We start from the raw sequence: 26,047 nt of genomic DNA, 5'->3' as shown, positions 1-26,047 counted from the left end.
ATTTTGCGGTTTGCAGACCGCTTTGGTTCTTCGTGGCTTTATTTTTTGTAATGAACAAGCAGCGTGATAAAAATCAAAAGGGGATGTTAAAAATGGAGAATATTTTAGAGAGAGTCGAGAATTATTGGGAAGGCCGGGCAGACGGCTATTCTGAAGTAAACGAGGCTGAGCTGAACAGCTATAAAATGGATGTATGGAAAGAGCTGATCAACAGCTATAAGCCGGATGTGATTGGCAGAAAACTGAAGGTGCTGGACATCGGTACAGGTCCGGGATTTTTTGCGATCACCATGGCCTCCTGCGGCTATGATGTTACTGCTGTGGACTACACCGACGCCATGCTGTATAAGGCTAAAAAGAACGCTGGCATTTATAAAAGCGCCATTGATTTCAGACGCATGGACGCCCACTCGCTGGATTTTGAAGATAACACCTTTGATCTGATCGTAACCCGAAACCTGACCTGGAACCTGGAAAGACCAGATGAAGCCTATGAGGAGTGGCACCGCGTGCTGGCGCCAGGCGGCAGAATGTTAAATTTTGACGCGAACTGGTATCTGCATCTCTACGATGAGGACAAGCGCCGGGAATACTTTGAGGACCGCAATAACTCTCAGGCCCAGGGCTACAACGACCACTATGTATGCACAGACACCACTGCCATGGAAGAGATTGCCAGAAATTTACCGCTGAGCCGTACCATGCGCCCACAATGGGACGCGGCGGTTCTGCTGAACATCGGCTTTAAAAAAGTCATGATCGAACAGGATATGGGAGACCGTGTCTGGAATGACGAGGAACAGGTAAACTATGCCTCAACCCCCATGTTCATGATCGCAGCGACCAAATAAGGCCGCGCATAATATCAAACACTATGGATACGCCTTTACCGTTTTACAGAGTCTGTGAAATGGCAGAGGCGTGTTTGTTTAAAACACTGAAACCCATAAGGAGAAGAAAATGAAGCTTAAAAAAATTGCGGCGCTGTTCGTGACAGCAGTCATGTGTACCGGCCTTCTGGCAGGCTGCGGCAGCACAGGCGGCACAGATGTGTCCGCGAAGGATGAGATCAACTACGCCTGCACCAAGGATATAAGAGACATCAACCCACACCTGTACTCGGGAGAAATGTCTGCCCAGAACATGGTGTTTGAAGGGCTGACAAAGAATGAAGGCGGCGAGGTAAAGCCTGCCCTGGCAGAAAGCTGGGATATCTCGGATGACGGGCTTACCTATACCTTTCATTTAAGAAAAGGCGTGACCTTTACGGACGGCGAGCCCTTTAACGCCCAGGCGGTCAAACAGAATTTTGACGCCATTATCAGCAACAAGGAGCGCCATGCCTGGCTGGATATGGTCAACGAAATCGCAGATACGGTGGTCGTGGACGACAACACCTTCAAGCTGGTGCTGGCCCACCCCTATTACCCGACACTGGTCGAGCTGGGCCTGACACGGCCCTTCCGTTTCATCTCCCCCAAATGCTTTGTGGATGGGAATACCAAGGACGGCGTCAGCGGTTATGCCGGAACCGGGCCGTGGGTCCTCGCAGAGCATGAGGACAACCAGTACGCGACGTTTACCCGCAACGATAACTACTGGGGTGACAAGGCCAAGGTGTCCAAGATTAACTGGAAGGTAATGCCCGATCCTCAGACCATTCTGCTGGCCCTGCAAAACGGCGAGGTCGATCTGCTTTTCGGCGCTGACGGCGACCAGATTGATCTGGATTCCTTTAAAAAGCTGGAATCAGAGGGCGCATATGTGACCTACCTCAGTGAACCGGTAGCCTCGAGAGCGATTCTGCTGAACAGCAAGGCGCCGGTCACCAGTGATCTGAAGGTGCGTGAGGCTTTTGAGATGGCCATTAACAAGCAGAACATCATCGAGGGCATCTTAAATGGCTCTGAAGATCAGGCCGATACTCTGATGGCGAAGACAGTTCCTTACTGTGACATTGATCTAAAAACCTATGCCTACGACCCTGATAAAGCCGGAAAGCTTCTGGATGAGGCGGGCTGGATCATGGGCTCAGACGGTGTGCGTGAGAAGGACGGCAAAAAATGCGAGGTGACCTTTTCCTACAATTCTCAGAATGCCCAGGAGGGAACCATCGCAGAATCCATCCAGGCTGATCTGGCAGCTGTCGGGATTAAGATGAATATCCTGGCAGAAGAAAAGCAGGCATTCCTGGACCGCCAGAAGTCCGGCGATTTTGATCTTCAGTACTCCCTGTCCTGGGGAACACCATACGATCCCCAGTCCTATGTCTCCTCCTGGAGAATCCCGGCACACGGCGATTACCAGGCGCAGACGGGTCTTGAGAGGAAGCAGTGGCTTGACGATACCATCACTAAGATTATGATCGAGGCGGACGACAACGCCCGGGCAGGTATGTACAAAGAAATCCTGACCTACATCAATGACCAGTGCGTCTATGTGCCCATCTCCTACTCCAAGACCAAGGCTGTTGGGATTAAAGGCCTGAAGGGGGTCACTTTTAACGATTCTCAGTACGAGATTCCCTTTGAGAAGATGTACTTTGAAGCTGAGTCCAATTCCTGAAAAGGAATTGGCAGCGAACAGGGAGCGTTAGCGGGTGAGCGGTAACGAAGCAAACGCAGATGATGAAGAAATATCCTGAAAGGATAAGAAATTTCTGAAGAATCTGTGCTCCTTTGGAAAATTAAAAAAATTTCCCTTCGGATCAAGATTACAATTCTAAAAAAGGTTTCCAATGAAAAACTACATTATCAAGAGAATTTTATGGATGATCCCGATTCTTATCGGGATCTCCTTCTTTGCGTTTATCCTCATTAATTTAAGTCCCAGTGACCCTGCCGAGGTGGCGCTTCGGGTCAATGAGGTGGTGCCAACGGAACAGAATATTGCGGATATGCGGGAAAAACTTGGCCTGGACGAGCCTTTTTTGACCCGCTATTTCCATTGGGTGGGGAATGCCCTTCAGGGTGACTTTGGCAACAGCTATGCGAATAACAAGCCTGTGGGCGCCGAGATCGCAAAGGCGCTGCCGCCGACACTGTACCTGGCCTTTGTCTCCCTGATCATCATACTGGTGGTCTCGGTAGGGGCCGGGGTGCTCTGCGCGCTTTACAGAGACAGCATCGGTGACCGGATGATCCGGGGGGTTATCTTTATCGGCACAGCCATGCCGGCCTTTTGGGCAGGTATCCTGCTCATGTGGCTCTTTGCCGTTAAGCTGAGACTGCTGCCCACCAGCGGTATGACCGCGCCGGGCTCGGTCATCATGCCGGCAGTGACCCTGTCGCTTGGGTATATCGCCACCTATGCGAGGCTGCTGCGCAATAATATGATTAAAAATGAGGGTGAGAATTATGTGCTCTATCTGCGGGCCCGGGGCCTCAGCCAGGGCACCATCACCCGCCATGTGTTGGGGAACTCCCTGCACACTGCGCTCAACGCCCTGGGCATGTCCATCCCCAAGCTGATCGCGGGCACAGTGGTCATTGAGAACATTTTTGCCTGGCCGGGCATGGGCAGGCTCTGCGTGACCGCTATTTTCAACCGGGACTTCCCGGTGATTCAGGCCTATGTGCTGATCATGGCAGTGCTTTTTGTCCTCAGCAATTTTGCTGTGGATATGATTACCACGCTCATGGACCCGCGAATGCGGCAGGAGGTATAACATGACCGGATTTTTCAAACGCTTTAAGGCCGACCGGCTGGCTGTGGCCAGCGCCCTGTTCCTGCTGCTGGTTATTCTGGCCGCAGTCCTGGCGCCGATCATTGCGCCCTATGACCCGACTGCCCAGAATATCATCATGAAGTTTCAGGGGCCGTCCCTGGCACACTGGTTCGGAACCGACCAGCTGGGCAGGGATACCCTCTCGCGTATCTTGTACGGCGGCCGTATTACAGTCCTTTTATCCATTGTCACCATGCTCTGCACCATTGGCATCGGGCTGGTTCTGGGTGTGATCGCAGGCTATTTCAGAGGGCTTGTGGACGAGGTGATCATGCGTGTCTGCGACGTGATGCTGTCCTTTCCCAGCGAGGTAATGATCCTGGCCATTGTGGGGGTTCTGGGCGCAGGCATCTTTAACATTGTCATTGCCACCATCATTGCCAAGTGGGCCTGGTATGTGCGCATGATCCGGGGCATTGTGATCCGCTTTATGGATAAAAATGACATCCGGTTTGCCCGTGTGGCAGGGTGCAGCACTGGTTATATTATCAGAAAGCATCTGATTAAGGGCGCCTTTGGCGAGATCGCCGTACTGGCAACGCTGGATACCGGGGCCATTATCTTAAACATATCCGCCCTCTCCTTTCTGGGCCTTGGGGTCCAGCCGCCCACCGCGGAATGGGGCATGATGCTGAACGAGGCCAAAAATGTCATGACCACCAACCCCGGCCAGATGCTGGCGCCGGGGATCGCCATTTTTCTGGTGGTGGCAGCCTTTAACTTTTTAGGCGATGGCATTGAGGAGGCCATGAATCCAAAGCTGGATAAGGGCTTTAAGCGTAAGCGCAGATCCATCTTCGCGCGCAAAAAGGCGGTGGTGTCATGAGCAATCTGCTGCGGGTAAGGGACCTGAGTGTCACCGATGTGCGCGACGGCGAGGTCATTGTGAACAAGCTGAGCTTTGCGCTGAGAGAGAACAGCTGCCTTGGCATTGTGGGCGAGAGCGGCAGCGGCAAATCCATGACTGCGAAGGCAGTGCTGAACCTTTTAAACCCCTGGCTTAAAACCACCGGATCCGCCCTGTTTACGCAAAACGGCTGTGAAACAGAGCTGATCGGGCTGGAGGAGAGCCGGCTGAGACACATCCGGGGACAGGCGGTCTGTATGATCCTCCAGGACGCCATGACCGCCTTTGATCCCCTGGCGCGTGTGGGCAGCCAGATGGCCGAGACCTTTGTGCAGAATCTGGGAATGGATAAAAAGGCCGCGAAGGCCATGGCGCCTGAGGTGCTGGCCGCCTTAAATATTCGGGACCCGGAGCAGGTGGTTAGGAAGTACCCGCACCAGTTATCCGGCGGTATGCTTCAGCGCTGTATGATCGCCATCGCCCTGGCCATGAAGCCAGCCGTTATTATTGCCGATGAGCCGACCACAGCCCTGGATGCTGTGAACCAGCGGCAGGTGGTGGAGGCCTTTGAGCTGCTGCGGCAGGAGACCGGCACAGCACTTATCTTTATCTCCCACGATCTGGGCGTGGTCAAACGCCTGTGTGACGATCTGCTGGTCATGGAAAAGGGCTGCGGCGTAGAGGCTGGAAGGGCAGAGGAAGTGTTTAGGAACCCTCAGAACGCCTACACCCGGTATCTGATCGACACCCGGATCATGATCACGGATTCCTTTAAAAAAGCCATGAAAAAGGAGGCGCGCCATGAAGAACCTGGTAGAAATTAAAGATGTGCATAAGAGCTATCTAAAGGTGGGCGAGGGCTTTAGCGGCGGCCGCCTCAAGGTGCTGGAGGGTGTAAGCTTTAACATCGAGGAGGGCCTGTGCGTGGGACTGATCGGGGAGAGCGGCAGCGGCAAGAGCACACTCTCCCGCCTGATATTGGGGCTTGAAAAGGCCGATAAAGGCAGCGGCGGCATTTTTATCGAGGGTAAGCCCGTTAAGACATGGCTTGCGCAGAACCGGGGCAAAATGAGCGTTGTCTTCCAGGACTATACCTCCTCGGTCAATGCGCAGTTCACTGTGCGAGAGGCCATTGCAGAGCCGCTGCTGGCCCTTGGAAAAAGGCCAGAGGACCATCAGATCGACACTTTACTTAAAAAAGTGGGGCTGCCCGCGACCTTTAAAGACCGCTATCCTCACGAGCTGTCCGGCGGCCAGCTCCAACGGGTGTGTATCGCCCGGGCCATTGCCACGAACCCGCGGTTCATCGTTCTGGACGAGGCCATCAGCTCACTGGACGTGTCGGTTCAGGCCCAGATCATGACCCTGCTGCACGCGCTGCGTGTTGAAATGAACATGACCTATCTGTTTGTGGCCCATGACCTGCAGGCAGTCGCCCACCTTTGCAATAAAATTGTCTTCCTATATAAAGGGCGCATTGTTGAGGAGTGCATGAGCGGCGAGCTGGCCCAGGTACAGAACCCCTATGCCAGAAAACTGCTGGAGTCGGTAATTCCCTTTGAAGTATAGGGAAATAGAAGGGCATTTTAGCCGGCCAGCCATTGACGTTTTCATACAAAAGCGGTACAATATTAATCACATATTTAATTGATAGAACAAGTATGAAATCAGGAAAGCAGGAAGAACCAGTGAGCAGAGAATTTAATCAATGTATTACGCCGCTGACGCAGGAAATGGTGGAGAGTTATCATGAGGATGACGCCTACACCACCTATACCTCCACAGCGCTGCCAAACAGGAACGAAATCATTGGCATTTTATGTGATATAAGAGAGCTGTTTTACCCAAGGCATTACGGCAGCCGGGAGCTCTTTAACTGTACCATCCAATACTATATCGGGGATATTTTAATGCGCATTGAGGAAAAACTGCACAAGCAGATCCGCCTCTGCCTCATGCGCAAGTATGAAAATTCTGAAAAATACCAGGTGCAGGCCGTGGCCGACGAGGCAGCGCAGATCAGTTGCGCCTTTATGAAGACCCTCCCAAAAATAAGAACCCACATGGCCCAGGACGTGCAGGCCGCCTATGACGGCGACCCCGCGGCAGCGGATAAGGATCAGATTATTTTCTCCTATCCCGGCGTGTTTGCCATGATGGTCTTCCGCGTCGCCCATGAGCTCTACCAGCTGGGCGTGCCGATTATACCGAGAATGATGACCGAATACGCCCACAGCCGCACCGGCATTGACATCAACCCGGGCGCCACCATCGGAAAATACTTTTTTATGGACCACGGCACCGGTATTGTCATCGGCGAGACCACCATTATCGGCGATTATGTCAAGCTGTACCAGGGCGTTACCCTGGGGGCCCTCTCAACCCGTGGCGGCCAGAATCTGCGCGGGCATAAGCGCCACCCAACCATTGAGGACAATGTGACCATCTATTCCAATGTGTCCATCCTGGGCGGCGAGACCGTCATCGGGCATGATTCCATCATCGGTGGGAACTGCTTTATCACCCAGTCTGTCCCGGCAGGCTCAAAGGTCAGCGTGAAAAACCCAGAGCTCCAGGTGGAGGGCGGCGAGCCCCAGGAGGTTGAGGAAAACTTTGACTGGGCAAATTAAGAGAAATTCAATGGGAAATTGAAAATGATAGCATTTGTTTACACTCTGAAACGGTGGATCGCTGATCCATCGTTTTTTTGTGGTAGAAGAACAAAGAATAAAAGGGTATAATGAAGCTATAGGATCAACCATCAGAAAAGAGGCGGAACCATGAGCGACATTAAAGTAAAAAATTTTGATTTTCAGAGAGAGCTGGAAAAGGTGGCGGCCGGAATCCGTAAGCCCAATATCCTGATCTGCGGGGCCACCGGAGCGGGTAAAAGCTCGGTGGTCAACTGGGTTTTTGGCAAAAATGTGGCCGCCACCGGCACAGGAAGACCGCTGACAAGAGGTATTACCGAATACAGCAGTGAGGACACCAGCGTCAATCTTTTTGACACCGAGGGCTACGAGATCGGCGAGGAAAAAATCTCCGCCTATCGGGACAATGTGGAAAAATGGATCGGGGAACGCCGGGAGGGCGCCCTGGCCGGGCAGATCCACGAGGCCTGGTACTGTATCTCCGCTGCCAATAAACGGGTGACCGATATGGATCTCTCTGTGGTGCAGACCCTGCAGGAAAAAAATATCCCTACCGCCGTAGTGCTGACCCAGCTGGACTGCGTTGATTATGACGAATACCAGGAGCTGCTGAAGGCTGTCTCCGAGGGCTGCGGCGCCCCCTGCTTTGCCACCAGCGCACACGCGGACAAAGCCGTACAGGAGGCGCTGGCGCCCTATGTGCAGTGGGACGCCCTGGTCGACTGGGCCGAGGCTGTGCTGGACGACTCTTTAAAGGAAGGCTTCATCGGCTCACTGGCCGGCTATGTGCAGAAAAAGCAGGCACTGGTCACAAAAAAGATCATCCCCATTTATACCACCGCGGCGGCAGGTGTGGCCGCGATCCCCATTCCGTTTTCAGACGCGGTGCTTTTAGAACCCATACAGGTATCCATGGCCATGCATATTTTAAGAACTTATGGGCTGGATAAAATCTCCGAGGATCTCATCTCCTTTGTGGGCAGCCTGGTGGTGACCCAGGCAGGGCGCATGCTGGCCCAGAGCCTGACCGCCGGGGTGCTCAAGATGATCCCCGGCGTGGGTACCGCGGCCGGTATTGCCGTGAACACCGTTGTGGCCTCCACCTTTACCGCCGCCATCGGTGCGGCCCTGTCCCAGAGCTGCGCCAACTACTCAAAAGCTGTGTTTGAGGGCAGCAAGCCCCAGTCCTATCCAGAATTCTTTGACAGCGCTATCCTTTCCGGCTTTGTGGAAAGCTGGCTGAAGGAGCATAAAAATGGAAAAGACACTTGACGCCAATGTGCTCATCCTCGGTAAAACAGGCTCTGGGAAGACCTCCCTGTTCAACTATATTTTTGGCAGAAACGTCTACGCTACCGGAGCAGGGCGGCCCGTTACCGGCATGGGCATCTACGAGGAGGCTGTGACCCTGTCTCCCGACTTTACCCTGCACCTGTACGATTCCTGGGGGCTGGAGGCCGATAAGGCCAGAGACTGGAAGCAGCTCATAAACGATACCCTTAAAGCCCATGACGTGCCAGAGATCACCGAGTGGTTTCATACCATCATTTACTGCATTTCGGCCAAAGCCGCCCGGGTAGAGGACTTCGACCTCGAGATCATCGAGAGCCTCCGCCAGAGCGGCAACCAGGTGATCGTAGCCCTGACCCATGCCGATGTGGCCGGAGGGCAGGATAACCTCATGACCATGCTCCAGACCATTGCCCAGAGCGGCCATGTGCCCGAGGAAGATATCCTCCCAGTCAACAGCCAGTCCAAAACCCTGCTCACTGGGAAAAAGACCCAGGCCTATGGCCGGGAAGCCATTATCAGCCGGATCAAGGCCGGCCTGTTGAGCGCCATCAGCCAGAAGATCCCCCATATTTTTGAGGAGGAGGGCAGAGAGATCATCGAGACCTGGTATACCCGCTGCTGCTATCGCATTGATGCCGACCTCAGAAAGCCCGGCGGTATCAGCACCCGCAAGGAGAAAGAACGAAACCGCCTCTTTACCGCCTACGCAGAGGAAGCGCAGAGCGATATCGAACAGTCCTACGATACCCTGATCTCCGAAGCCTACCACTATTACTGGAAGTTTTGCGACCACCTCGAGAAAAATCCTGTCGGCTTTGTTAAAAAACCCAGAAAACCTCTGGAAGCCCTGAGAATGAAGCTGCACCTCACCGACGCCCTCCAGGCCGCAGGCGAAAATATCGGCCAGTTTTTTGAAGGCCTCTTTAAAAAAGAAAAAAGAACCGCAAAACACGACGCCTTTTTCCAGTTCTACAGAAAAGGCCTGGCCAAATACAGGGAACAGCTGTACCAGATGCTGGGAGAATATGCCGGTAAAATGAAAACCGAACTGCGCGAGTATCATCAAATTGTGCAGAGCCCAGAATAGAGAGTCTGAATGACGACCGTACGTTTCGTACGGTCGTCAGAGAAGGGTGTCATACCCAAATTATTAGAAAATAACCATTATAAATCGAATTTAAATAAATTTTTTTAATTATTTCAAAATTTTACGTGCAATTCATAGGAGCAAATGTTATAATAGGTTTCGATATTGAAAAAGTCGATGTTTTGTAAGAAAAAGAAGAGCGAGAGGGCTCTGATTTTTTTAGATGTTAGATTTAGATGAGTTTTAATATAAAATATAAAAGGAAAGAAAAATGGATAAGCCCGAAAAGATATATCTCGCCTCGCCCCACATGGGCGGCGAGGAAATGAAATACATACAGGAAGCCTTTGACACCAACTGGATCGCTCCCCTTGGTAAAAATGTCAACCAGTTTGAAAAAGAAATGGCAGCCTATGTAGGCGTTAAGACAGGCGCCGCTCTGTCCGCCGGCACAGCCGCCCTGCATCTTGGCTTAAAAGCCCTGGGGGTAGGGGAAGGAGACGTGGTCTTCTGTTCCAGCCTGACCTTTTCAGCCAGCGCTAACCCCATTATCTACCTGGGCGCAAAGCCTGTTTTTATCGACAGCGAACCCGAAACCTGGAACATGAGCCCGGTAGCTCTTGAAAAAGCCTATGATAAATATCCCCATCCAAAAGCCGTGATCATTGTGGATTTATACGGACAGGCCGCCGATTATGAAAAGCTGTCAGTCCACTGTAAAGCCCACCACACACCAGTATTAGAAGACGCTGCTGAAGCCTTAGGCGCGACCTATCAAGGACAGAAATGCGGTACCTTTGGTGATCTGTCCGTTCTATCTTTTAATGGCAACAAGATCATCACCACCTCCGGTGGCGGCATGCTCTTAGGCAATGATGAAGCACTCATTCAGAAAACCCGTTTCTGGTCCACCCAGTCCAGAGAGAATGAACGCCACTATGAGCATAAAGAGCTGGGCTACAACTACCGCATGAGCAACATTGTTGCCGGTATCGGAAGAGGACAGCTAAAAGTCCTTGATGAAAGAGTCACAAAGAAAAAGCAAATCTTTGAGACCTATCAAGAAGCATTTAAAGAAATCGACGATATTGAAATGATGCCTGTTTCCGATAAAGGCAAACCCAATTGCTGGTTAAGCTGCATGACCTTAAAACAGGGTAGTAAGATAAAACCATTAGATATTATGCAGGCCTTGGAAAAAGAAAATATCGAATCCCGCCCCATTTGGAAGCCCATGCATCTGCAGCCTTATTTTAAAGCCTATGATTTTTTTAGCCATTGTAACCAAAAGAATGAACAGAGCATCGCAGAAGATATCTTTAACCGGGGCGTCTGCCTGCCGAGCGATACCAAAATGACTGTGGCAGACCAACAGCGCATTATCAACATGATTAAAGCATTGTTTTAAAAAGCCAAATACAGAGGTTCAAAATGATCTATCAGAAATACGTCAAACGTATACTCGACATCACCCTGTCCTGCGCATCCATCATCGTGCTGTCGCCCGTGATGGGTGTTACCGCCATTCTGGTTAAACAGAAGCTGGGAAGCCCGGTCATTTTTAAACAGAAGCGGCCCGGCAAGGATGAAAAGATTTTTACGATGTACAAATTTAGAACCATGACCGATGAACGGGATGAAAAAGGCGAGTTGCTACCGGATAGTATTAGACTGACCAAGTTTGGAAAGATGCTCAGGAGTACGAGTTTGGATGAATTGCCCGAGCTGTTTAATATTTTTAAGGGCGATATGAGTATTGTAGGGCCGCGGCCGCAACTTATAAAAGACCTTGTATTCATGACTCCAGAGCAAAGAAAGAGACAAACCGTTTTACCAGGATTAACCGGCTGGGCTCAAATTAATGGTCGTAATGATGTGACATGGGAAGATAAGTTTAAATATGATTTAGAGTATCTTAAGAATATATCTTTTTTAAAAGATTATAAAATTATAGTCAAAACAATTACAAAAGTATTTGTCCGAGAGGGAATAAATGCAAAGGGAATGGATACAGCAGAAGATTTAGGTGATTATCTCTTAAAACAAAAAATGATTTCATTAAATCAATATAATATGCTTACGAAAAAGGCGGAAAGGTTATAAATGGTAAAAAAATATAGTGTGTTATTATCACTTTATATGGAAGAAAAACCTTGTTATTTAAAACAGAGTATTAACAGTATGATTAATCAAACCATTAAACCGGATGAAATAGTTATTGTTAAAGATGGCCCACTTACTACTGAATTAGAGATCGTTCTTGATAGGTATATTAGTAGATACCCAAATCTTTTTAAAATTGTTATCAGCAAAGAAAATATCGGATTGGGAAAAGCTTTGAATCTTGGACTTGATTCTTGTAAAAATGAATTAGTAGCAAGAATGGACACAGATGATATATCAAAACCTGAAAGGTGCGAAAAACAGCTTGAGTTGTTTAATAGTAATACCAATCTTAGCTTAGTAGGAACAAATGTTGATGAATTTTTTGATAATCCAGAGAGGGTTATATCAACCAGAAAAGTGCCATCTAAACAAAGTGATATTTATAATTTTTCTAAAAGAAGAAGCGCATTTAATCATCCAACGGTTATGTATAAAAAAAGTATAGTATTCCAGTTTAACGGATATAGTGATTTAAGAAGAAATCAAGACGTCGATCTTTTTGGGAGGATGTTGTATGGAGGTTGTGTTGCACAGAATATTGATGAATCGTTATTACTCTTTCGTTCAAATGATAGTCTAACAAAAAGGCGAAAAAGTTGGGAAAATAGTAAGAGCTATATGAATGTAATTAAAAAATTTTGGAAAATCGGATATGCTAGTTTTTGGGATTATTGTATTGTTGTTATCGGGCAGTTAGCTATAGCGCTTTTTCCAATAAAAGTTCAAAAGATTATCTATAAAAAATTTTTGAGAAAGTAAAAAAATGAGTGTGAGATTTTCAATAGTTATACCAGTGTTTAATGCGGAAAAGACAATTGAACGATGCGTTAAAAGTGTTCTATTACAAAATTATACAGACTATGAAGTTATTTTAGTAAATGACGGATCAACAGACAAAACGGGAAAAATTTTAAACAATTTTTTAAAAACTAGCGAGAAGCTTATTCTTAAGGAACAAAATAATAGAGGTCCAGGATTAGCTAGAAATGCCGGGATAGAAAGAGCAAGCGGAGAATATATTATATTTATTGATTCAGATGATTATATTGATGAAGGTTATTTTGAAGCATTAGATAACATCATCAAACTTGAAAATTCTGATGTTATATTTATAGACGCAGTCCAGGAAAAAATAGATGGAAAAATAATTTGCAAAGAGAAAATATCAAAATTTGCAAATTATTCAAAGAAATTATTGATTAGATGTCAAATGACTGGCAAAATTCCTTGGGGCGGTTGGAGAAAAGTAACAAGAAGAAGCATAATAATTAATAATAAAATTTTCTATTCGGACGATGAGGTTGGAGAAGAAGCTATATTTAGTTTTGAATGTTTAAGGAATGCAAGAAAAATAAGTTTTTTAAATAGTGAATATTATCATTATGTTAATTATCCAAGTAGTCAGTCTAAAAAAGGAAATGATGATCCTTGGGGACCAGTATATTTAAGAATGAAGAACTACCTTATTGAAAATTTATTGTTCGAAGAATATCAAAAAACAATACAAAGCTTTTCAGTAACAGCACTAACAGCTTCTTTGTATAGACTTGCATCAATAAACACTTTTGAAGAAACCAAAGAAAAATTGAGAGAAAAAGTAAAAGATTTAGAAAAGAATTGTAAAGTTTCAGTAGATTGGAGGAGCCTTAATAAAGCAAATAAATTCTTATATCCATTTTATATGTTGCATCTATATAATGTATTGGTTTTATTAGCAAAAGGATATTGTAATTTAAATAAATATGAAAAAAATAAAAATTTTAGTAGTTGACTATGGCAATGTGAACGGCGGAATTGAAAACTTTATTTTTAATGTTTTCAAAGGCATAGACAAAACAAAAATACAAATAGATTTTTTGGTTTATAATAATGAATGTTATAATGAAAAACTATTAATATCTGAGGGAAGTGAGATATATCATACAAATAAACCAAGAGAAAATTATTTTAAATGTAAAAAATACATTAAATCCTTTTTTATTAGAAATAGTAACAAGTACAATTTTATATGGTTACAAACCTGTTCTGCTAGTAGCATATTTGCCCATAAACTGGCACATAAGTATACTACTGCAAAGGTAATTACACATGCACATGCGTCAAAATCTGAAGCTAAAAACTTTATTTGTGAAATAATAATTAATTTTTTAAGTAGAGTTAACCAAAAAAAGCTTTTAAAAGTTTCGGATTATTATTTTGCTTGTAGTAAAAATGCGGGCATGTATTTATTTGGAAAAAAAATCATTTACAATAATCATTTTCATATAATAAAGAATGGGATTTTCGTTGATAAGTTTAGATATTCAGAAGAAAGAAGGAAAAAAATACGAAGAGAATTAAATTTAAATGATAAAGATTTTGTTGTTGGGAATGTAGGAAGAATTACCGCGATAAAAAATCATGATTTTTTAATTAAAATATTTTTAAAGATTTTAGAATATAAGCCCAATTCTACCCTTTTGATCATTGGAAATGGTGACCTCGAAATTAAAATTAAGCATAAAATCAAACAATTAGGCTTGGAGCCAAAAGTAAAACTTTTGGGCGAAAAAGAAAATGTTAATGAATATTTAAATACGATGGATTTTTTTGTTTTTCCTTCAAAGTTTGAGGGGCTTGGAATTGCCGTTATAGAAGCACAGGCTTCAGGTTTACCATGTTTAATAACGAGTAATCTTCCAAAAGAACTCTATATAACGGATATTATTTATTCAAAATCTTTAAAAGAAGGACCCGAAAATTGGGCAAAAGAGATTTTGAAAATTAGCATAAATAAAAAAAGAAATTATTACTACAAGTATGCTATTAAATCAGGTTTTGATATAGAAACAACAATAAAAGAATTAGAAAAATTTTTTATTAATATAGCTAACTAGGAGAGTTGATTTGGATATACTCATACATATTTTAGCATTTTTATTTGTTTACAACATACCTTTTGTTGGAATTCCAATAAGTAGTTCGAAGATTGTAGTTATAATTTTACTACTATATACAATATTCCATAGAATTGTATATTATAAAAAAGAATGGTTCAAAATAGTTGCTTTTTTGATTATATTAATTTTGTACTCGATTTTTATTATGATCATTAATGAATCCAAAGATATGAGCATTTTATATGCACTTATCCTTTTTATAGTGAATCATTTTTTAGGAGCTTTTCTATTTGTTCAACTTTTAAAAAGAACAAATAAATTAAATAAAAACTATATTATAAGATTATTTATAATACTCGCCTTTGTTCAAGCGCTATTCATCTTGTTAATGCTTCTATTTTCTGGATTCAGAGAAATATGTTTTTCAATTACATCAATTGAAAGAGAATCTTTGCTCAAAAGATACAACGGAATAAGAGGGTTAGGTATGGCTTCTTCGGTTACTTATGATTTAGGAGTAATACAATCATTTGCTTTAATATTTATTATTTACAAAATGATAAGTAACAAACTTTCGAGAAAGCAAATTTACTTTTATATTACCGCTTATATTGCTATATTTATTTCAGTTTGTGTTACAGGGAGAACAGGATTTATAGGAGTATTATTTTCTATATTTTTATCTGTTAGTTACATTTCGAATGATAGAAAAAAAGAAAAAAACAAAATTTTAAGAATAATAACTCATGGAGGTCTAATTGTAATTTTGAGTATCATAATAGCTTTTTCTTTTTTAGGAAAAGATAAAGTTTTAAAAATAAGTCACAACATAAGTGTGTATGCTTTTGAGATGATTTATTCATATGAGGAAACAGGCAGCTTTTCAATTGGAACATCAAAAAACTTAATTAAAATGGTAGAAAACTTTTCTAATATTAGTCCCAAATCTTTTTTAATAGGAGATGGAAGATATAAAGGAGAAGGTATTTTATATTATAAACACACAGATATAGGCTTTTTTAGACAAATCTATTTTTTTGGAATAGTTGGAACTTTATTGATAGTATATATGTATTTATATATATTTAAGAGAATGTCAATTACAGTAGCAAATGATAAATATTTTAAAAAAGTTATTTTTTTAATAGGAATATATTATTTTATTTCGAATATTAAGGGAGATTTTTTAATAGGATGTGGGAATGCAATTAGTATACTTCTTATACTTTATTTTACTATTACTGCTGAAAATATTAAAGATATAAGTAAAAGGGAGTGCTTCACCAATGAAAATTTTATTAATTAATCAAGGTTATTCGGATAATTTGGGTGATAAAGCAATAAAATACATGCTAATGGTTATGTTAAAAAAGTTAGATCATCAAGTTGAATTTTGTGGTTTTACTCAATTTGTAGAACAGAGTTTAGAATTCTCAAATAAAAAAGATGTATCTGGAAATAAAATCTTGTTAAAATTAAAAAAATCATTACCCGTGTCGTTAAAATGGAAAGTTAGAAAAGAACGTGACATAAAAAAAATACTAAGCAAGATGGATAATAATTTTGACTTTATTATTATCGGGGGAGGGCAGTTGGTAAAATCAAACTGTTATTTTCCTTACGCAATGCAATTCTGGACTGATTATGCAAGTAAAATAAATAGTAAGATAGTTTTGTTTGGTATTGGATGCGATCAAAATCTGTCAACACATGAAAAAAAGACTTACATAAAAGCTTTTAAAAAATGTGAGAATATTACTGTAAGGGATAAAGCATCTCAAAATTTTTTAAAAAAGGAGTTTGAAATAGAATGTTCTTATGTTCCAGATGTGGCTTTTTCTCTTTATAATTATGTTGTCCAAAATAAAAATAGTAAAAAAAAGGACGTTGTAGTTATGATTTATAGTTATACAACATATAAAAGCCACTTTAGACATAAAATAAATATAAAAGAGTACTATGATCGTTGGATTGAAATAATAAACCAACATATAGATAGAGATACGTTTATAAAACTTGCTTACAGTACATATGAAGATAAGATAGAAACTTACAATTTTATAAACTATTTAAAAATGCATATTGATAACAAGGTGAAAATATTGAATAGTGATACACTTACTAGTTTGTTAAATATTTTAGGGGAGTCAGAAAAAGTTATTACTGGAAGAATGCACCCAATGATTTTTGGTGTTTTGGCAAATTGCAAAGTAATACCATTTTCTATTTCTGATAAAATTGATACTTTTAAACAGGAATGGTTGCTGAATGAAAATGAAATAAATTTTAATCATATCAACAAAACTATTTTTAAAAAGTTAAATGAAGTCCTAGATTAGATAACGGAAAGGATAAGAATGCGAGTTAGTATAATAATATCTTCCTATAATAACCTAAAGTATATTTTTGAGTTACTTGACTCTATTTTCTCTCAAACTTACAGCAACATAGAAATTATTATTGCTGATGATGGAAGTGAAGAATTTGATCAAAAAGAAATATATAACTATATAAATAATAATAACAGTAAAAATTTTAATTTTAAAATTTTACATAGTGAAATTAATCAAGGAACTGTCAAAAATATTAATAGTGCATTAAGTGTTGCAACAGGTGAAATAATAAAATTTATTGCAACAGACGACCTTTTTTTCAGTACACATACTATTGAAAATATTGTATCTCATTTTAAAAAAGAACCATTTGCTTTTTTAGTAACGAGAATTCAAGAATGCGACATTAATATGTGTCCCATGCCATCCAAATTAGCTGAATTTACATTTAAAGAATTTAATTTTTTAAAAGAGATCAATAATAATGAACGATTTAGGCTACATTGTATTTACGGAACAAAGCCACCAGCACCAGGATTTTTTTTCACAAAAAAATGTTTTGAACAATATGGCTTTTTCGATGAAGCTTATCGTTTAGCTGAAGATTCACCCATGTGGTGTCGTTTGTTACGTGAAGGTTGTCCTATAGCGTTTTATGATTGTGTTACCGTTAAATACAGAATAGGATCTGGAATTTCTACTACAGTAACCAGTGCTCCTAATGAAGTATTAAAACGAGATCAGAAACTTAAAGTAGAAAAAGAAATTTTTCCGTATATGTCAATATTTAAAAAATCTGATAAAAGAAAAATATTATATACATATACTATTAATTTTCTTTTTGAAAATTATTCTACAACAAAAAAGTATAAATATATAGCTTTGAATTTTGATATTTTTTTAAAGCATATTTTCAAACGACTTTTTTGCAGAGTCAAAAGAAAATTTATTATATTTTTTACGATAAATTAATTATTAAAGATAATATTATCCAAAATGGTAAGATATAAAAAATTAGACTATTGCTGTATACAGTTTTACTAATAGAAGTTTATAAATAATTCTTGAGAGTAATTTGAAAAAAATAAAAAGTATGAGGATATAATGGGACGTTTTAGATTGTTTATAGAAAATTTTTTAGCTTATGGTTTTATTAATATTTTAAATAAAATCGTTCCTTTATTAATGTTGCCTATCGTAACCCGTTTGCTTCCTGACACCAGCGAGTTTGGACGCTTCGATCTTTTCAACATGATCATCAATTTTGGTTCATCCTTTGCCATATTGGGTGTCTACGACGCTATGTTCCGTGAATACTTTGAAAAAGACGAGATGCAATACAAAATGAAGGTTACATCAACCGGGATGCAAATTGTCTTGTTATCCTCTTTTGTGGTCATGGTTGTTTTAATCTTGTTCAACAAGGCCTTTTCACAAATCTTTATCGGTGATACCGACAGTACTTTTATCATTGTGTGTGCGGCTATCGGGGTTTTTCTGGCAGCTAACCGAAACATTATCTCTGCGCCCACACGTATGCAAAATCGTCGTACTATTTACGTGGTTTCGGGCCTATCCAATTCCATCGCCTATTATGGCATTGCCGTTTTATTGGTATACATTGGATTTGGCTATCAAGGTCTTATTTATGGAAATTTAATCGCTAGTTTAGGAATACTTCTTTTCTTTTGGGGATTTAATCGAAGAGAATTTCATTTTAAGCTATATGATAAAGAAATTGCCAGAACGCTGTTAAAAATCGGTTTGCCGCTTCTACCGGTTTTCATTATCTATTGGGCCTTTAACTCTACAGACAAAATTATGATCACCCACATGCTGGATGTAGCACAGGTCGGGATCTATTCCATTGGCGCTCGGGTGGCTTCCATCAGCCAGTTTATTTACCAGGCCTTTGCGGGGGGATGGCAGTACTTTGCATTTTCGACCATGCGGGATGATGACCAAGTTGGATTGATTTCTAAAATTTTTGAGTACTTAGGGGTGATCTCGTTTTTGGCCTTTATAGTCTTGTTACCCTTTAATCAGTGGATTTTCAATCTGTTATTCGCAGGTGATTATACTAAAGGAGCTGAAGTGTTCCCATACTTATTTTTATCGCCTTTGTTGTTAATGTTGTTTCAAACCGCTGGCAACCAGTTTTTAGTGATTAGAAAAAGTTATTGGTCTCCAATATGTTTATCAGTTGGGGTGCTCGTTAACATTATTATGAACTTTTTTATGATTAAAGCCTATGGAATTGTGGGCTGTTCCCTTTCTACGCTTACAGGCTATGCGGTTTCAGTATTGATAGTGGTGATCGTCACGTCAAGGATGAAGCTTTTGAAGTTAAGTAAAAAATTTGGTTTATTATCCGTTTTAATGGGTTGTATTACTCTGAGTTTATTTTTTAAGCTTTACTGGCCATTGGTCATTCTAATCCTGTTTGCAATGGGCCTGATTGTAATCGGATATGGAAATGATGTGCTGAAGTTATTAAAGGGGTTTAAAAAGAAAGGGTAGGTTTCCAATGATCAATATAAGAATGATTGAATTCAACGATATCGTTGATACAAAAAATGTCGAGCGCCCCATGGGCCATTTAACACCTATCGAAGGTCTTAAAGACGTGCCTTTTGACATCAAACGTATCTATTATTTAACGAGAGTTCCCGAAAATACTATCCGAGGATTTCACTCGCACAAAGTGCTCCAGCAGGTGCTGCTTTGTCTTAATGGCAGTGTGCAAATCAGTGTGAGCACTCCCTATGAAAAGGAGTTTATTACTTTAGATGATCCCGCAAAAGGACTTTATATCGGGCCAATGATCTGGCGGGAAATGTACAATTTCTCACCAGGAAGTGTTCTGATGGTTATTGCTTCCGAGTATTATGATGAGGAAGACTATATTCGAGATTATCGGACATACTGTGAGGAAGCGCAGGATTTTTTTAACAAAGAAAAACAAAAGGAAGAAAACGATGATGAACATACCCTTTAGTACCTTCACCCCCATGCACAATGAGATCAAAGCGGACATGCAGGCATGCTTCGAGCGCGTATATGATAAAAGCTGGTTCATTGACGGGGAAGAGTGCCGTCAATTTGAAAAAGAATTTGCAGAATACTGTGAGGCAGAATACTGTGTCGGATGCGGAAATGGTTTGGAAGGTTTGTATCTGTTACTGAGGGCTTTTGATATTGGCGATGGGGATGAAGTAATTGTTCCCTCCAATACATTTATTGCAACGGCATTAGCCGTATCCTATACTGGGGCAACACCTGTTTTTGTTGAACCAGACATCAAAACTTATAATATTAATCCAGCTGAAATCGAAAAAGCCATTACAGAAAGGACCAAAGCCATTATTGCCGTGCATCTTTATGGACAGTGCGCGGATATGGACCCTATTCTTGAAATCGCAGGAAAATACCAGTTGAAAGTCATTGAAGATGCCGCTCAATGCCATGGCGCAACTTATAGAGGAAAAAAAGCAGGGTCACTGGGAGATGCGGCTTCCTTCAGTTTTTATCCGGGTAAAAATCTAGGCTGTCTCGGAGATGGCGGATGTATTACGACAAACAATCCTCAAATTGCAGAGAAAGCAAGAGCCATCGGCAATTATGGCTCGGCTCGGAAGTACCATCATATTTACAAGGGCATTAATTCGCGTTTAGATGAATTACAAGCAGGATTTTTACGCATCAAGTTGAGAGAACTTGATCGCTGGACAAAAGCAAGACAGCAGATTTGCGAACGGTATTTGAATGAAATCAAAAACGATCAAATTATTTTGCCAGAAGTAAATGAAAAAAATACACACGTCTGGCATATTTTCCCAGTTCGTACAAAGAAACGTGATGTACTCCAAAATTATCTGAAAGAAAGAGGCATTGGCACCGTCATTCATTATCCTGTTGCGATGCATTTACAGGATGCTTATAAAGATTTAGGCCATGAACAGGGTGATTTTCCCATTGCAGAGAAGATTGCCAGAGAAGAATTGAGCTTGCCCTTATATTATGGGATAAAAAATGACATGGTTAATTATATTATTCAAAGAGTCAATTCTTTTTAAAGAAGTAAAAAAAGTAGAAAATGAGGGATAAAAGTGTTTATCGTAGAAAAATACAAAGATTTTGAAGAAAAAGAATGGGATGATTTTGTTCTTAACGATTCTGTAAATGGAACTTTTTTGCAAACAAGACGTTTTTTGAACTACCATCCTAAAAATCGTTTTGAAGATAATTCGCTTATCATTAAGGATAAAAAGGGAACGATAGCGGCCGTTTGTCCAGCGTGTAACATAAAAGAAAATGGTTATAAAGTGTTTTATTCTCATAAAGGATCAACTTTTGGCGGTATCATTATAAGAAGAAAGTATTATATTTCAAATAAAGTATTGGAAATGATTGATCTAATCGATCAATACTTGGGGGACAAAAATTACGAAGAAATTACGTTGAAAATTACCCCTTCCTTATTTTCAAAAGAAAGTCCTGAACTTTTGGAGTACTGTTTGGAGAACAGAAATTATAACGAATATGCAGAATTAAGTACATATATTGATTATTATTCATATAAAGAAAAGATTACAAGTAATTTTACGCAAGGCAAGAGAACCAATGTTAATAATGGAATTAAAGAAGGTTTATCTTTTCAAAGATTAAATGATGATGACAAAATTAGAAATTTTTATGAAATATTATGTCAGAATTTACACAAATATAAAACAAATCCCGTCCATTCAATAGAAGAATTATTAGAATTTAAAAATAGCAGTTTAAAAGATATCTGTCAATTTTACGGTGTCTTTAAAGAGAATGAAATGATTGCAGGCGGAATGGTTTTTTATTTTGAACAAACAAATGTAGCTCATACACAATACTTGGCAGCAAAGGAAGAATATGCGACGCTTAGTCCCAGTACATTTTTATATTATGGAATCATTAAAGAGATGAAAGAGAAGAATATATGCAAATTATCGTGGGGAATTTCAACCGAAGATAAAGGTAAAATCCTTAATGAAGGATTAATCAAAAGTAAAGAAGCCTATGGTAGCAAGTATAGTTTAAATCGCACTTTTTATAAATCGCTAGCGTAAATGCAAAAATTAATTGTAAAGTGATGGAGAAAAAGATGAAAGAATATGGGGGATATTTGCCTTTAGAATTAACGAGTAAAAAGGAATATTACCATGGAGAAGATGTATTGCCGCTTAATTGTGGACGTAGTGCAATTTATTATGCTTTGAGGGATGCAAATCCTTCTAAAGTCTATATTCCGTATTATAATTGTCAAAGTGTTATTGAAGCAGTGAAAAGATCTGGAGTCAGATTTGAGTTTTATTATCTAAATGAAGAGTTTGAACCGATAGACATACAGTTAAAGAAAAATGAATATATCTTATGGGTAAATTATTTTGGGATATTCAATAATGAAAAAGTTAATAAACTTGTCGAACAATATAAAAATGTTATTATTGATAACACTCAGGCGTTTTATTCCAAACCAAATCAACAGTCTTATAATATATACTCATGTCGAAAGTTTTTTGGTGTGAGTGATGGAGCTTATCTCATAAAAAAAGATTTGAAAATCCCAAAATTGGAACAAGCGACTTCTTATAAAACTTCAATACAACTAATAAAAAGTATTGATTTAGGGACAAACAAAAGTTATCAAGAATATCTTAATGCTGAAAATCATATCTTTGATGAAGTAAAAAAGATGTCGAAATTCACACAAAAGATTCTTGCTTCTGTCGATTACAAAGGTATAAAAACAATTAGAAATAATAATTTTCAAAGTTTACATGAAAAGCTTAGAAAATTTAATCAATTAAGCAATAGAATAAGCATAACTACCCAAACACCAATGGTCTATCCATTGCTAGTAAAAAACAAAAATTTAAGAAAAAAGTTGATTGAAAACAACGTATATGTTCCACAATGGTGGCAATACCTGATTAAGCAACTTGAAAAAAATACTTTTGAAAGTTATTTATCTAGTTATTTATTTCCATTGCCAATTGATCAAAGGTATGGTCAAGAAGATATGAACATAATTTCTGAATTTATTTTAAAGGAATGTAAAAAGGAATGTAAATATGAATAGCATTGCTAAATTAGACAATTTTATTTATCAAGTTCTAAATAAAAAAATTGATAAAATGCCTTCAAGAGTTATTAAAGCTGTAGCGTTATATTATCCAGATGCGCGAATAAGAAAAAAATATTTAAAAAAAATGGGTGTATTAATGGGAAAGGGAACATATGCCAATTTAGGTTTGAAAGTTGTTCCTTCCGAAAAAGATATTAGTGTCAAAATAGGAGATAATGTATCAATTGCTCCAAACGTTACATTTATTGCGAATTCGGCTCCAAACAATGGAAAAGAAATTTTAAAAATAGATTATATCCGAGAGAAACTCATTAAGGATGAAATGATTATCATTGAAAATGATGTCTGGATCGGAGCAGATGTAACAATACTTCCAGGTATAAAAGTTGGGAAGTGTTCTGTAATAGGGGCTGGAAGTGTTGTAATAAAGGATATTGAACCTTATAGTATCTATGCAGGAGTACCAGCTAAAAAGATTAGAAATAATAAATAGTAAATTAGGTTCATATAATGTCGGAAAGATTAATAAAGGAAAGTATGAAAAACATCACCGTAGCCGGCACCGGCTACGTCGGTCTCGTCGCCGGCGTATGCTTTGCCGAAGTAGGACATCAGGTACTTTGTGTTGATGTCGATGAAGAAAAAGTTAAAATGATGAAAGCGGGTAAGAGCCCGATTTATGAGCAAGACTTGGAAGAGTTGATGGTTCGCAATTACGAGGCGGGCCGATTGGATTACACCACGGATTATGAGGCAGCCTACCGGAACGCGGATGCCATTTTCATTGGGGTCGGCACACCGGAAAAGCCGGACGGGTCTGCGGATCTCTCTTATGTGGCCACGGTGGCGCGGCAGATTGCAGAGAGCGTGGTTCACGACTGCCTGGTGGTGGTCAAGTCCACAGTGCCGATCGGAACCAATGATAAGGTAGAGCAGTTCATCAAGGATTCTCTGGTCAATGACGTTAAGGTAGAGGTTGCCAGCAATCCCGAATTTCTGGCGCAGGGAACAGCGGTACGCGATACGCTGCACGCGGCTCGTGTCATTATCGGGACAGAAAGCCCGGAAGCGGAGATGCTGCTCAAAGAAATCTATGAGCCCTTTAAGCTGCCCATCGTTTCTGTGAACCGCCGCAGTGCGGAGATGATCAAATATGCCAGCAATGATTTTCTGGCGCTTAAAATTTCTTATATGAATGATATCGCTAACCTGTGTGAGCTGGTAGGGGCCAACATTGAAGATGTGGCCAGAGGTATGTCCTATGACCGCCGCATTGGGGATCGGTTTTTAAATGCCGGTATCGGCTATGGCGGCTCATGTTTTCCAAAGGATACCAAAGCATTAAAATATCTGGCCCGTCAGAATGGCTATGAGCTCAAAACGGTCGAAGCTGCTGTAGATGTGAATCGGCGTCAGAAGACGCTATTGTTTCGCAAAGCCTGTGAACGGCTCATCACCTTCAATGGTTTAAAGGTAGCGGTGCTTGGGCTTACCTTTAAACCAGGGACGGATGATCTCAGGGAAGCGCCCTCACTGGAAAATATTCCGTTATTACTTGAACAGGGTGCAAATATCTATGCCTATGATCCTATTGGCACGGAAAACTTTAAAAAACGTTATCCGGTTGGGAATCACGAGCAAGGTAGTATCGTCTATGTCGATGCGCCACAGGAGGCGCTGGAGAATGCAAATGTCTGCTTTATTTTCACGGAATGGGAGCAGATCAAAGCAATCTGGCCGGAGGATTATCGGGCATTTATGAAAACGCCTCTGGTCTACGATGGACGCAATATTTATGATCTTAATGCGATGAAAAACGCGAAGGTTGAGTACTACTCAGTTGGAAGATAAGATGATTTATAATATAAAATAATAAGACAGGATAGAAAAATGCAAAAGATATTAATCACCGGCGCAGCCGGATTTATCGGGTTTCACTTATCTAAGACCTTGTTAAACCAGAATTACAGCATTGTTGGCTATGACAATCTGAATGATTACTATGATGTTCGTTTAAAGCAGGACAGGCTGGCGCAACTATTATCCTATGAAAATTTTACTTTTATCGAGGGCGATCTGGCGGATAAGGAGATGCTGGAGATCCAGTTTAAAGGTCAGTCTTTCGATATGGTCATCAATTTAGCCGCCCAAGCAGGTGTACGTTATAGCATTGAAAATCCGGAGACTTACATTCAGTCAAACATCATAGGTTTTTTCAATGTTTTGGAATGCTGCCGCCATTATCCCGTAAAGCATCTGATTTACGCGTCCTCCAGCTCTGTTTATGGCGCCAATAAAAAAATACCATTCTCAACAGAGGATAAAGTGGACCATCCAGTAAGCCTGTACGCAGCTACAAAGAAAAGCAATGAGCTGTTGGCCTATTCTTACAGCAAGCTTTATGATATTCCAGCCACGGGACTGCGTTTCTTTACGGTTTATGGTCCTTATGGCAGACCGGATATGGCTTATTTTTCTTTTACAAAGGCCATTATTGAGGGACAACCCATTAAGATTTTTAATCACGGGGATATGTATCGGGATTTTACCTATATTGACGACATTGTCGAAGGGATTATCAAGCTGATGCCTCATATTCCTACACCGGACGAAAATAATGCTAGATACAAAGTTTACAATATTGGAAACAATCAACCGGAGAAGCTTATGGATTTTGTACAGACTTTGGAAGTTTGTATTGGCAAAGAAGCTAAAAAAGAATTCTGTCCGATGCAGCCTGGTGATGTTTATCAGACCTATGCGGATGTTACAGACCTGATGAAAGATGTGGGGTTTAAGCCCTCTACATCAATACAAGAAGGGTTGACACATTTTGTAGATTGGTATCAGTCTTATTATAAATAGCCCCCCACAACTTAACATGGTTTCCGGGACACATCCCAATCAACCGGTACGCGAAGCGTAAAAGCTTCGCGTACCGGT

The 26,047-nt window shown here is 41.0% G+C and carries 25 protein-coding genes; all 25 read left to right on the top strand.

The features are described 5' to 3' along the window. The first annotated feature begins 92 nt into the window (after positions 1-92). The 25 genes from B2M23_RS19545 (at position 93) to B2M23_RS19425 (ending at position 25,969) form a co-directional block, all read left to right on the top strand. On the top strand, positions 93-851 hold the full coding sequence (locus B2M23_RS19545) for a class I SAM-dependent methyltransferase (RefSeq protein ID WP_038351755.1): 759 nt from the start codon (positions 93-95) through the stop codon (positions 849-851). Positions 852-960: 109 nt separating this feature from the next. Continuing rightward, on the top strand, positions 961-2,565 hold the full coding sequence (gene nikA, locus B2M23_RS19540) for a nickel ABC transporter substrate-binding protein (protein ID WP_038351358.1): 1,605 nt from the start codon (positions 961-963) through the stop codon (positions 2,563-2,565). A gap of 172 nt (positions 2,566-2,737) precedes the next feature. Next, complete coding sequence (opp1B, locus tag B2M23_RS19535; RefSeq protein WP_038351359.1) at positions 2,738-3,667, top strand: nickel/cobalt ABC transporter permease; 930 nt, start codon at positions 2,738-2,740, stop codon at positions 3,665-3,667. A 1-nt stretch (position 3,668) separates the two neighbouring features. Next, positions 3,669-4,553 carry a nickel/cobalt ABC transporter permease gene (gene opp1C, locus B2M23_RS19530; protein ID WP_038351360.1) on the top strand — a complete coding sequence of 295 codons (885 nt, stop codon included), beginning with the start codon at positions 3,669-3,671 and terminating at the stop codon, positions 4,551-4,553. Continuing rightward, positions 4,550-5,398: an ABC transporter ATP-binding protein gene (locus B2M23_RS19525; protein WP_038351361.1), complete on the top strand. Its 849-nt coding sequence runs from the start codon at positions 4,550-4,552 to the stop codon at positions 5,396-5,398. The genes opp1C and B2M23_RS19525 overlap by 4 nt, the downstream gene beginning before the upstream one ends. After that, a complete protein-coding gene (locus B2M23_RS19520; RefSeq protein ID WP_038351362.1) occupies positions 5,376-6,143 on the top strand; it encodes an ABC transporter ATP-binding protein in 768 nt (255 codons plus the stop codon). The genes B2M23_RS19525 and B2M23_RS19520 overlap by 23 nt, the downstream gene beginning before the upstream one ends. A 92-nt stretch (positions 6,144-6,235) precedes the next feature. Continuing rightward, positions 6,236-7,204 (top strand): serine O-acetyltransferase, encoded by a 969-nt coding sequence (locus B2M23_RS19515; RefSeq protein WP_154557721.1) that lies wholly within the window; start codon positions 6,236-6,238, stop codon positions 7,202-7,204. A gap of 150 nt (positions 7,205-7,354) precedes the next feature. Next, a complete protein-coding gene (locus B2M23_RS19510; protein WP_052237119.1) occupies positions 7,355-8,497 on the top strand; it encodes a YcjF family protein in 1,143 nt (380 codons plus the stop codon). After that, positions 8,481-9,605 (top strand): GTPase family protein, encoded by a 1,125-nt coding sequence (locus B2M23_RS19505; RefSeq protein WP_038351364.1) that lies wholly within the window; start codon positions 8,481-8,483, stop codon positions 9,603-9,605. The genes B2M23_RS19510 and B2M23_RS19505 overlap by 17 nt, the downstream gene beginning before the upstream one ends. Positions 9,606-9,876: 271 nt before the next feature. After that, the gene (locus B2M23_RS19500; protein WP_038351365.1) at positions 9,877-11,013 is read left to right on the top strand and encodes a DegT/DnrJ/EryC1/StrS family aminotransferase; all 1,137 of its coding nucleotides are present in this window, start codon (positions 9,877-9,879) and stop codon (positions 11,011-11,013) included. Positions 11,014-11,036: 23 nt separating this feature from the next. Then, entirely contained in the window at positions 11,037-11,708 is a 672-nt protein-coding gene (locus tag B2M23_RS19495) for a sugar transferase (RefSeq protein ID WP_038351366.1), read from the top strand. After that, positions 11,709-12,530 (top strand): glycosyltransferase, encoded by an 822-nt coding sequence (locus B2M23_RS19490; RefSeq protein ID WP_038351367.1) that lies wholly within the window; start codon positions 11,709-11,711, stop codon positions 12,528-12,530. It abuts the gene before it with no gap. A 4-nt stretch (positions 12,531-12,534) separates the two neighbouring features. Then, positions 12,535-13,542, top strand: coding sequence for a glycosyltransferase family 2 protein (locus B2M23_RS19485; RefSeq protein WP_052237120.1), 1,008 nt, complete (start codon positions 12,535-12,537; stop codon positions 13,540-13,542). Continuing rightward, a complete protein-coding gene (locus B2M23_RS19480) occupies positions 13,514-14,647 on the top strand; it encodes a glycosyltransferase (RefSeq protein ID WP_038351368.1) in 1,134 nt (377 codons plus the stop codon). The genes B2M23_RS19485 and B2M23_RS19480 overlap by 29 nt, the downstream gene beginning before the upstream one ends. A gap of 10 nt (positions 14,648-14,657) precedes the next feature. Continuing rightward, positions 14,658-15,956 carry an O-antigen polymerase gene (locus tag B2M23_RS19475; RefSeq protein ID WP_038351369.1) on the top strand — a complete coding sequence of 433 codons (1,299 nt, stop codon included), beginning with the start codon at positions 14,658-14,660 and terminating at the stop codon, positions 15,954-15,956. Continuing rightward, complete coding sequence (locus B2M23_RS19470; RefSeq protein ID WP_038351370.1) at positions 15,937-16,989, top strand: polysaccharide pyruvyl transferase family protein; 1,053 nt, start codon at positions 15,937-15,939, stop codon at positions 16,987-16,989. Before B2M23_RS19475 ends, B2M23_RS19470 begins: the two co-directional genes overlap by 20 nt. A gap of 18 nt (positions 16,990-17,007) precedes the next feature. Next, entirely contained in the window at positions 17,008-17,955 is a 948-nt protein-coding gene (locus tag B2M23_RS19465) for a glycosyltransferase (RefSeq protein WP_038351371.1), read from the top strand. 132 nt (positions 17,956-18,087) lie between these two features. Beyond that, positions 18,088-19,503 carry an oligosaccharide flippase family protein gene (locus B2M23_RS19460; RefSeq protein WP_038351372.1) on the top strand — a complete coding sequence of 472 codons (1,416 nt, stop codon included), beginning with the start codon at positions 18,088-18,090 and terminating at the stop codon, positions 19,501-19,503. A gap of 7 nt (positions 19,504-19,510) precedes the next feature. Further along, a complete protein-coding gene (locus tag B2M23_RS19455; RefSeq protein WP_038351373.1) occupies positions 19,511-19,981 on the top strand; it encodes a sugar 3,4-ketoisomerase in 471 nt (156 codons plus the stop codon). After that, positions 19,965-21,059, top strand: a complete 1,095-nt coding sequence (locus tag B2M23_RS19450; protein ID WP_038351758.1) for a DegT/DnrJ/EryC1/StrS family aminotransferase — start codon at positions 19,965-19,967, stop codon at positions 21,057-21,059. The genes B2M23_RS19455 and B2M23_RS19450 overlap by 17 nt, the downstream gene beginning before the upstream one ends. A 33-nt stretch (positions 21,060-21,092) precedes the next feature. Continuing rightward, the gene (locus B2M23_RS19445) at positions 21,093-22,085 is read left to right on the top strand and encodes a GNAT family N-acetyltransferase (protein ID WP_038351374.1); all 993 of its coding nucleotides are present in this window, start codon (positions 21,093-21,095) and stop codon (positions 22,083-22,085) included. Between the two features lie 35 nt (positions 22,086-22,120). After that, complete coding sequence (locus B2M23_RS19440; RefSeq protein WP_052237121.1) at positions 22,121-23,098, top strand: hypothetical protein; 978 nt, start codon at positions 22,121-22,123, stop codon at positions 23,096-23,098. Further along, positions 23,091-23,597, top strand: a complete 507-nt coding sequence (locus B2M23_RS19435) for an acyltransferase (protein ID WP_038351375.1) — start codon at positions 23,091-23,093, stop codon at positions 23,595-23,597. The genes B2M23_RS19440 and B2M23_RS19435 overlap by 8 nt, the downstream gene beginning before the upstream one ends. Before the next feature lie 44 nt (positions 23,598-23,641). Further along, entirely contained in the window at positions 23,642-24,955 is a 1,314-nt protein-coding gene (locus B2M23_RS19430) for a UDP-glucose dehydrogenase family protein (RefSeq protein WP_038351760.1), read from the top strand. A gap of 39 nt (positions 24,956-24,994) precedes the next feature. Beyond that, entirely contained in the window at positions 24,995-25,969 is a 975-nt protein-coding gene (locus B2M23_RS19425) for an NAD-dependent epimerase (protein WP_038351376.1), read from the top strand. The last annotated feature ends 78 nt before the right edge of the window (positions 25,970-26,047 follow it).

This window comes from Eubacterium limosum (assembly GCF_000807675.2).
GTDB classification, from domain to species: Bacteria; Bacillota; Clostridia; order Eubacteriales; family Eubacteriaceae; genus Eubacterium; species Eubacterium limosum.
This window is presented reverse-complemented; position numbering and strand designations above follow the sequence as displayed.